Source organism: Cryomorpha ignava, from assembly GCF_010686655.1.
In the GTDB taxonomy this organism is placed as follows: Bacteria; Bacteroidota; Bacteroidia; order Flavobacteriales_D; family Cryomorphaceae; genus Cryomorpha; species Cryomorpha ignava.
Genome location: NZ_JAAGVY010000022.1, coordinates 64,031 through 72,799, shown reverse-complemented (window position 1 = coordinate 72,799; position 8,769 = coordinate 64,031). Strand labels below are relative to the sequence as shown.

Here is an 8,769-nt window from a genome sequence, read left to right as displayed (position 1 = left end):
GGGCTTTTAGTTTGGAACAATCCTGCTAGCATCCAGAAAATTTAGGCATTAAAAAACCATTCTGGCGCAGCCGAATGGGTCTGTGGTCGCTGCGTAGCGCCCCCTCTGGGATGCCGCGCCATTTTTTTCGGCGCGGCAATCCCGAGTGGGGCAGCGTGGGCTTTTAGTTTGGAACAATCCTGCTAGCATCCATAAAATTTTGGCATGAAAAAACCATTCTGGCGCAGCCGAATGGGTCTGTGGTCGCTGCGTAGCATCACCACTCGCAGTGCTTTATTTTTCAATTTCCCTATGGAAATACTACCCGTTTGAAAACCCCCAAAGTGATTAAAATGAATTGAATACCTTTAATTAAAACAACTAAAATCCCCTAAGTAACTTAAGTTACCATAAAGCTCTAAAATGCTGATTACCTTTCATAAAAATTAAAGAAATGTCTAAAGTTGTTATCCTCGGTGCTGGTATTTCCGGTCATGTAGCTGCGGCACATTTACGCAGAAAGCTACCAAAAGAACACGAAGTTGTAGTAGTGTCACCTAATAGTAACTACCAATGGATCCCATCAAATATTTGGGTTGGTATTGGTAGAATGAAGTCGAAAGAAATCCTTTTTCCGCTGGCACCATTATATAAGAAAAAGGGTATTGGCTTTGAACAGGCAAAAGTTACATCCTTTTATCCCGAAGGTGATAGCGAAACAGAACAGCCTTATGTACTGGCTGAATATGTTAACCAAGAAAAAAAGGGTGAAACTGAAAAAATAACCTACGATTATTTAATCAACGCTACAGGTCCCAAACTTAATTTTGAAGCTACTGAAGGGCTAAACCCCGGAACGAATAAAGCATATTCGGTTTGCACCTACACCCATGCCGATCATGCCTGGCAAGGTTTGAAAGCACTCATTGAAGAAATGAAGCTTGGAAAGGAAGTTCGAATAGTAATTGGCACAGGTCACGCGAAAGCGACATGCCAGGGTGCAGCTTTTGAATACATCTTAAATGTTGAGCAGGAACTTCGCCGTCACAATGTGCGCGATAAAGCTAAAATAACCTGGATATCAAATGAATATGAACTAGGTGATTTTGGAATGGATGGTATGTTGCTCAGTTATGGCAGCAATATTATGAAATCACATGAGATGATTGAGATGGTTTTTGAAGATCGGGGTATAGATTGGATTCTGGGTGCAGGTGTGAATAAAATTGAAGACGGAATTGCCCATTATGAAAATTTGGACGGTGATCAAAGATCTATCGAGTATGATTTTGCCATGTTAATTCCTTCTTTTTCCGGTCACGGGTTTGAAGCTTTCGACAAGAACAATCTGGATATTACTGATAAACTGTTTAAAGGATTTATGATTGTAGATGCCGACTACACACCAAAACCTTACGAAGAATGGCGTGTGCAGGACTGGCCGGAAACATATCAAAACCCAAGTTATAAAAACATTTTCGCTCCCGGCATCGCATTCGCTCCGCCGCATAGTATCTCGAAACCGCGAAAAAGCCCCAATGGAACGGAAATTTTTCCGGCACCACCCAGAACTGGAATGCCATCTGGAATTACTGCAAGATTAGTCGCTGACAATATTATTGACAGTATTATGCAAAATAAAGAATCACTTCATCACAAAGGCTCTATGGGTAATATGGGTGCCGCTTGTATAGCGTCTGCTGGTTTTGGAATGACCAAAGGAAGCGGTGTAAGTATAACCACTTATCCAATTGTTCCAGATTATATTAAATATCCGGACACTCAAGGAAGAAAACTTGGCAAAACGTTTGGCGAGATTGGTCTTGCCGGCCATTGGCTGAAGCTGATGCTTCACTATGCATTTATCTACAAAGCCAAAATGAAACCTTTTTGGTACTTAATTCCTGAATAAAACCATATAACCATGACAAAAAGAATATCAAAATTCAAACGATTTGTGATGATGAACCCCATCATCCAGTTTTTCAAATTTATTTATTTGAGCCTTAAAGTGTTGGTTATTGTGGCTGGCGGGCATGGCGGAACGCGATGAGATTAGAAAGTGTTAATAATTCCGGCTATTGATTTCTTTAAGAAAAGTGATAGAATGTTTGTAATGTGAGTTTTAAGGCGATGGCTGCGCAATCTTCTTAGCAGTTAAATAGTTTTTATAGATTCATTAACACTGTGAATTTTTTTTTGAATAAATATTCAGTTGAGATCTATTTTATCCAAGATTTTAAAAAAATTATTTATTCCAGTTTAATCTCTTTTTTGGATAGGGGATATGTCTGTGAAAAACCGTTCTGAAGCAAGAACTAAGGGAAGCTAACTCTTATTTACCTTTAAGAAGATCCCATTCAACATCTTTCAATCTCTTAGCAATCTGCATTAACGATTCCAAAACTTGGTTTTGATCTGGCAGTTCACTTGTTAGTAATTCTTTAAAAGAACCTTTATAAGTCTTGCTTAACTCTGCCCATACTTTTTCTGTTTTGCTGAATAACAAAGATTCCGCTGGGTGTTTAAACAGCCACTCCTTGTCATTTGATATGGCTTTGTCATCATCTTTCCCGGTAATATTAAGCATGGTTTCAAAATCAATAGAATTTAAAAAAGTAGTAATTCGTTCTTCCTGCAGCAGTTGATGTAAGTCGTAAGTGTGACGAACTTTATTAGCCAAATCATCTAAAGGTGTATCGGTATATGAGAATCGGACTAGGCTTATTATTTTTTCGCAAAAAGTACGCTCAATACTAATTACTGCAACTGGAAAAAGGTCAAGCAGGTATTCATTAGCTATTATTGGGTTATTGGTTGTGGAAATAAATTCAGAAATCATTGTCTGAATATTAACTGTTTCAGATGGATGTGAATTTCCCAGACTTGATACTTCGAGTACGATGTGGTCTCGCACTTGTCCATAAGCTCCTTTAAGTCCTGCTTTGTCGTAGCTGTACACCACTTTTCTTATTTTACCGCGTTTATTCTCCAATGGGTGATTCGGAATTACAGACAAAACACCATCCAAGGTGCTCGTTATCTTCTTTAATTTTCTTTTTAAAGAATTGTCAGTCTCACCATCTTCTTTAATTACAACCAAATCGATGTCTTCTGAAAAACGGTCTATGATTTTGAAACATTTAGATAGTGATGTTCCACCTTTAAAAACAGCAATATCCTTTGAGTTGGTATTTGTGAAGATCTGCTTTAACGCAAGCGTCACCCAATAATCCTTTTCGATATAAATTTCAGAAATTCCAAAATGCTGTGCTGTTGCAATAACGGCATCATTAAATACAGCTTTATCAAGGTGTAAAATCATTAAAAGATATTCCAGTTTGAGATAGTGGGTAATGTATTTTCAGATATTCCAAATTCAAACCTGCTCAATGAGTTAAGAGTTTGCTTAAGCGGTTTACTTAATTCGTCATAACAAAGAACTTCAAGAATCGACCCAAGTAATGCCCTTACTTTCGGGGGGTATAGTTTTGCAAAAGCAACCAATTTAACTCTTTCTGCTTCAGATAGTTTTTTAATACTCTCTTTTAAAAAAGTAACCCCAACTTCTTGATTCATATCGGGAATGCTTTTAAAATCTTTGAATACGTCTAAGAGTTGCAAAAACCGCACATTGCTCTTAGAAACAGCCACGTAACTCTTGGCTGGTTTTATAACAAGACTTCCAATTTTAGCTTTTATAATTTTATCCTTACTTGCCAATTTCACAACATTTGAAACTTGTGTGGTCAAACCAAATTGATTGTACAGTCGAACGCCTGTTATGTAGGCAACCTGCTTATTATTCTCAAAGAGATAGCTGTTAATTAAGGCATCTTCTCTGGGCTTAATTTCGCCAAAAACTGTTTGTTTTGGTTTGTAATATTTTCCATTTTTAAACCTTTTGATTACACCGTCAGCAACCATTCGGCTTAAAGCCTTTGCGGCAGCCGAAAATTTGTCTTTTGGAATAGCCAAGGTATCGTATGTAAATACTTCTCCTGATTCTATTCCAGCAACTTTATATTTTATGGATGTTGTTGTATTCATAACTGTAAACTCCAAATGTACTGAATAATAGTATAAATGTCAAGTAATATATGGCATTTACTTGACATATACTGTTTCTCCGTTTTTAATTCTTTAGTTTAGATTAAACAAGGTTCTATAAAATTCAAAGCCCATTCTCAGCTTTCATTCACCAATAATTGGGCAGGCATTACACAGGTTCACAACCATTCTAAATTGTTTGCCAACAAGGAGCTAAGCAAACGTTACAAATACAAGTGTCGGTTCTGCGACATATCACTTACATATTGTAAGAATCCATTCTGTATTCTCTAATTTTGGGACAAATATTAGGCTTTCAGAAGGCTCTGATACAGCAACGAACATTACAGACCGGCCAAATCATTTAACTTTATCTAAAAACAGGGATATGACTCGTAATAAAAAAATGAACCTGATTTCGATTCTGCTTGCATTAACAGCTCTAGTAATGATTGTTTTGGGACTTGTTATGAAAATACCGGCGCCTGCAATTACAGGAGTCGGCTTTTTATTAATTGTATGGGGTTTTCAAGTTTTGAAATAAGAAAGTGTTCAAATGTGTTACCTGATAACCCTTTGCTATATGAACATTTTGCTATGCATTTAGTGGAAAGCTGAATGAATCTTTAATGAACTGTTAAAGGTGGTGTTTTTTAGTCCCTGAGTAACCTAAGTTACAAAGTTCGGTGCTTAATTCCCTTACGTTTGTGCCAGAAGTGAAAGCAAGTACTTACATAGCGCTATTCTTAGTTTCCGTTTTTGTGGTAAAATTCATTGCCATAGATGCAGATGGACTGAACGCCGTATTCGGCGAAAGCGAAATCGCAATTGTAAACCCGTATTGTAAATCTAAGAATAGCCCAAAGCAGATAAATAGGTCAGCTGATTTTTCGCAGATAGACCATTTAGATTCGCCAAACCTTGTATTAAACTCACTTTGTACTTCACCATTTGAGCTAAAACTGCTCCCCGTGGGTGCAGATATTATCCAGCCCATTGTTCTTTTTACCGAACACTTTTCTTCAAGCTTGTTGAGTTATCTTTTCATCGATAACGATTGCCCACCTCCCAGGTTGGCCTAACTCTCATTCTGCAAATTTTTAAGTCGGTGCTTCCGCAGCAGTTCTTTGTGTTTAAAGAAATGCAAGCACATGGCCTATTGCGAAAGTCACCGCACAATTTCCATCATCTTTTTAAAATCATTTACAATGACGACAAACGTTTTAGTCAGCCGTCGTTCCATACAGCTCTTGCGCATTTTGGTAAGCGGAATATTTCTGGTAGCCGGTTTTAATCACCTGCTCAATGTAGAAAAAACCGCTCAACGAATAGAGCAAGCGAGCTTTAAGGGACTGGCCAATTTTTTTGGAAACCCAGAGTTGCTCATAATACTTTCTGGTATAGCAATGCTTGCGGCAGGTTTTCTATTCTTAATAGGGTACAAAACCAAGTGGGCGGCTTTAATATTAATGGCGGTACTAATTCCCATAACATTAACTGTTCAAGTAGGACAGATAACGACGCTGGGGCCGCTTTTTAAAAACATTGCAATTTTAGGTGGACTTCTTTTTTTCGTACTGAACGACACCGGTAACCTTTTAAATAAAACAAAATGAAAAAGTACATTTTTAGTATAACCTTAGTAGCGCTCACCATGTTTGGAGCGAGTAATGTGATAGCTCAACAAATGGAAAGCAAAAATAATTACGTAGTGCTCACCAAAAAAGTACCACAGCTAAAGCCTATAATCTTAACTGCTGAAGCGCTTAAAGAAGAAGATGGGCAAAGCCACGGCGATTTTCAGGTCATTATTTGTGGAAAGGATATTGGTGAAATAACGGAAACTGAAAAAATGCAGAAGTTTATTGAAATGGCCGAAAAAGCAGGTGTAGAATTAGTGGCCTGCGGCTTTTCACTAAATAAATTTAAAATTGATAAAACAAAAGTCCCAAAAGAAATGAAGATTGTCGAGAATGGAATTCTTCACAATTTCCAACTTCAAAATAAAGGATATAAAAGTATAAGTCTATAATTATGAAAACATTAAGCAAAAATATATTAGCATCAGCGTCCCTTTTTGGAATACTGATTTTCGCGTCAGCGTGTCAAACCGGTAACGCGAAAGATTCAGATAAAACTGCTGACAATGCCAAAGACACCGTGAGCATTACCGTGCTTCAAACTGCAGATATTCACGGGCAGCTTGATACACATCCCGAACTATTCTGGGAAAATGAAAAAGTGGTTTTTAAAAACCGTGGTGGTATGGCAAATATCAAAACACTTTTTGATCGGGAAGAACAAAAAAATCCGAATAGAACCATAATTGTCGATGGTGGCGATTTGATACAAGGTAGCGGCTATGCTGCATTATCACAAGGTAAAGTAATGCCCGATGTAGTGAAAAACATGGGTTACGACGTTATCATTCCAGGAAACTGGGAAGTGGTTTATGGTAAAGACATAATGATGGATTTGATGAAAGGCTACGACACCCAGGTAATTGTACAGAATATGTACCATGACGAAGATGAAGAGCCTTTGTTTCCGGCCTATTGGATTAAGGAAATAGAAGGAATTCGCATAGGGTTTATTGGTATCAACGATCCGGATGTTCCCGTAAGACAGAATCCGATTTTTAGCGAAGGCATTGCTTTTAGTGGCCTTGACGACAACTTGAAAAAGCTTGTAGATGATGTAAAGGTCAACGAAAATGTAGATGTACTTTTCCTAATTACACATCTCGGAATTTTCAAACAAGTAGAGCTTGCCAATAGTCCAATATCCGAAAATGCCGACTATGTTTTGGGTAATGACACCCACGAGCGGGTGCGTGAGCTTATACAAGGCAAGCACGCCAAAGTTACCGAGCCGGGTGCTTTCGGATCTTTTGTCGGGAAGTTGACACTGCATTTTGTAGATGGAAAATTGGTGGGCGATGACTATGAGCTTATTGATGTTGATCCGCAAATTTACCCGGCAGATGAAAAGATTCAAGCCATAGTCGATAGAGAAAAAGCACCATACAAAGAATATTTGGAAACAGTAGTTGGTTATACAGAAACTCCTTTGTACCGATATCTTACTGTTGAAAACAGCATGGATAATATGATAACGGATGCGGCTCGCTGGAAAACAGGAGCAGATATTTCCATTTCTAATGGGTTCCGTTTTGGTAATCCCATTGTTCCCGAAGATGGCCAACCTGCGCCTATAACCAGAGCAAATCTTTGGAATTTACTTCCGGTTAACGAAAAGGTAAAAACAGGCAAGGTAACTGGGAAACAGATTAAAGATTGGTTAGAAAAAGAAATGCACAATGCATTTGCTGAATATCCTATGGAGCGCTTCGGCGGATGGATGGTGCGTTTTTCGGGAATGGAAGTTGATTTTAATAGTCAAAATGGAAAGGGTAAGCGCATTTCAACAATAACCGTAAAAGGCGAGCCAATGCAAGACGAAGAATACTATACCATCTCGGCATGTGAACGCCCTGGCGACCCAATTGATAATTTGTGCCGAATGCCCAATGTAAAAGACGTTGAGTTTAAAGATTATACCATTCATGAAGCGGTGGAAGAATATCTCCAAAAAAACTCGCCGGTTTCGCCAGTCTTGGACGGGAGAGCCTATTGTGAATACTTGGGTGAATATTCTTTTTCGACTGTTCCGGGAACCGATTATAAATTTCAATAAAATTATAAGATTATGAAAACGAAAAAAAATAGGAGTACAAAGAAAACATGGATACAGTACGGCATTTTAGCCGTAGCTGCTATTACTATTTTCGCAACGGGCATGCAGGCCGAAGTAATAACCTGAGTTCGACTCTTATTTGGAAATTCAGATTTTCATAGAATTGAATAGACAAGGCGTCTTTGTGAAGATATAGCGGGCTATATCGAGCTAAGACAACACAGTATATTGGATTCTATGGAAAAGTTTTTTTTCTCATACCACCTCTAAACAGCGATTTTCTGCCTAAAAATGCTTTGCAATAGCCCGCTATTACTTCATTATTTTTAGTTGAAACTTACTATTTATTGGCGTTCTGAATCCAAAATAATAATCGAACTCAGGTTAATAGGTTTTGCACAACGCGGCCTTCTCGCCACAGGCTTGATGAACCCCAATGTGAAAGTAGCTGCTCAGCCTGAACTGGATGAAAGTGGGAGAGAAGTGGGAACAAGAACGATGTCTGAATTGCCAAAGGCAGATTTCAATTTGGAACTGATGGATAAGGATGGCAACACCACATCATTGGAAGATTTGAAAGGCAAGGTGATTTTCATGAACCTTTGGGCTACCTGGTGCCCGCCTTGTATTGCCGAAATGCCGAGTATTGAAAAACTATATAAAGAAATGGGTCAGGAAGTTGCTTTTGTGATGCTTTCGCTCGACCGAAACTTCGAAACAGCTAAAGCTTTCGATAAAAAGAAGGGGTACAACTTGCCTATTTATGCACCGGCAAGCAGCCTGCCAGCAATGTATCAGTCGTCGTCAATTCCTACTACTTATGTTATTGACGCTGATGGGAATTTGGCATGGTCGCATAAAGGAATGGCAGATTATAGCGACTCTGACTTTAAGGAATTTTTAAACAGTTTAAGGTAAATAGGATTATTTTCGGAAAGGATGGATATTAAGTGCGCTTATGTCCATCCCTTTCGGGGATAGCAAAAACCCACCGACATTATCCAAATTTGGCTTTGGGAATTCTGGACAAAACTCACTCCATGT

Annotated in this window: 10 protein-coding genes; 8 read left to right on the top strand and 2 right to left on the bottom strand. The window is 38.5% G+C overall.

The genetic code is table 11. The features are described from left to right. Positions 1 to 433 precede the first annotated feature (433 nt). On the top strand, positions 434 to 1,891 hold the full coding sequence (locus G3O08_RS12235; RefSeq protein ID WP_163285662.1) for an NAD(P)/FAD-dependent oxidoreductase: 1,458 nt from the start codon (positions 434 to 436) through the stop codon (positions 1,889 to 1,891). A gap of 12 nt (positions 1,892 to 1,903) precedes the next feature. Then, entirely contained in the window at positions 1,904 to 2,032 is a 129-nt protein-coding gene (locus G3O08_RS21515; protein WP_262888956.1) for a hypothetical protein, read from the top strand. A gap of 282 nt (positions 2,033 to 2,314) precedes the next feature. On the opposite strand, the gene G3O08_RS12230 is transcribed toward G3O08_RS21515, so the two are convergent. Then, positions 2,315 to 3,304 (bottom strand): nucleotidyl transferase AbiEii/AbiGii toxin family protein, encoded by a 990-nt coding sequence (locus G3O08_RS12230; RefSeq protein ID WP_163285661.1) that lies wholly within the window; start codon positions 3,302 to 3,304, stop codon positions 2,315 to 2,317. After that, positions 3,304 to 4,029 (bottom strand): DUF6088 family protein, encoded by a 726-nt coding sequence (locus tag G3O08_RS12225; protein ID WP_163285660.1) that lies wholly within the window; start codon positions 4,027 to 4,029, stop codon positions 3,304 to 3,306. Before G3O08_RS12225 ends, G3O08_RS12230 begins: the two co-directional genes overlap by 1 nt. 388 nt (positions 4,030 to 4,417) lie before the next feature. Between G3O08_RS12225 and G3O08_RS20910 the strand changes: the two genes are divergently transcribed. The 6 genes from G3O08_RS20910 to G3O08_RS12200 all read left to right on the top strand — a co-directional run bounded on the left by G3O08_RS20910 (position 4,418) and on the right by G3O08_RS12200 (position 8,643). Further along, positions 4,418 to 4,573: a hypothetical protein gene (locus tag G3O08_RS20910; RefSeq protein ID WP_204336862.1), complete on the top strand. Its 156-nt coding sequence runs from the start codon at positions 4,418 to 4,420 to the stop codon at positions 4,571 to 4,573. A gap of 172 nt (positions 4,574 to 4,745) precedes the next feature. Beyond that, complete coding sequence (locus tag G3O08_RS12220; protein ID WP_317164064.1) at positions 4,746 to 5,111, top strand: hypothetical protein; 366 nt, start codon at positions 4,746 to 4,748, stop codon at positions 5,109 to 5,111. A 126-nt stretch (positions 5,112 to 5,237) separates the two neighbouring features. Beyond that, positions 5,238 to 5,645 carry a DoxX family protein gene (locus tag G3O08_RS12215; RefSeq protein ID WP_163285659.1) on the top strand — a complete coding sequence of 136 codons (408 nt, stop codon included), beginning with the start codon at positions 5,238 to 5,240 and terminating at the stop codon, positions 5,643 to 5,645. Then, positions 5,642 to 6,061, top strand: coding sequence for a DsrE family protein (locus G3O08_RS12210; RefSeq protein ID WP_163285658.1), 420 nt, complete (start codon positions 5,642 to 5,644; stop codon positions 6,059 to 6,061). The genes G3O08_RS12215 and G3O08_RS12210 overlap by 4 nt, the downstream gene beginning before the upstream one ends. Before the next feature lie 2 nt (positions 6,062 to 6,063). Further along, the gene (locus tag G3O08_RS12205; protein ID WP_163285657.1) at positions 6,064 to 7,725 is read left to right on the top strand and encodes a bifunctional metallophosphatase/5'-nucleotidase; all 1,662 of its coding nucleotides are present in this window, start codon (positions 6,064 to 6,066) and stop codon (positions 7,723 to 7,725) included. Positions 7,726 to 8,055: 330 nt separating this feature from the next. Then, positions 8,056 to 8,643, top strand: a complete 588-nt coding sequence (locus G3O08_RS12200) for a TlpA family protein disulfide reductase (RefSeq protein ID WP_239541190.1) — start codon at positions 8,056 to 8,058, stop codon at positions 8,641 to 8,643. The last annotated feature ends 126 nt before the right edge of the window (positions 8,644 to 8,769 follow it).

What these genes read in the sequence shown, in the direction of transcription:
- G3O08_RS20910 (WP_204336862.1), top strand. Translation starts at nt 4,418, where the DNA reads ATGACTCGTAATAAAAAAATGAACCTGATTTCGATTCTGCTTGCATTA.
- G3O08_RS12215 (WP_163285659.1), top strand. Translation starts at nt 5,238, where the DNA reads ATGACGACAAACGTTTTAGTCAGCCGTCGTTCCATACAGCTCTTGCGC.
- G3O08_RS12235 (WP_163285662.1), top strand. Translation starts at nt 434, where the DNA reads ATGTCTAAAGTTGTTATCCTCGGTGCTGGTATTTCCGGTCATGTAGCT.
- G3O08_RS12210 (WP_163285658.1), top strand. Translation starts at nt 5,642, where the DNA reads ATGAAAAAGTACATTTTTAGTATAACCTTAGTAGCGCTCACCATGTTT.
- G3O08_RS21515 (WP_262888956.1), top strand. Translation starts at nt 1,904, where the DNA reads ATGACAAAAAGAATATCAAAATTCAAACGATTTGTGATGATGAACCCC.
- G3O08_RS12205 (WP_163285657.1), top strand. Translation starts at nt 6,064, where the DNA reads ATGAAAACATTAAGCAAAAATATATTAGCATCAGCGTCCCTTTTTGGA.
- G3O08_RS12230 (WP_163285661.1), bottom strand. Translation starts at nt 3,304, where the DNA reads ATGATTTTACACCTTGATAAAGCTGTATTTAATGATGCCGTTATTGCA.
- G3O08_RS12225 (WP_163285660.1), bottom strand. Translation starts at nt 4,029, where the DNA reads ATGAATACAACAACATCCATAAAATATAAAGTTGCTGGAATAGAATCA.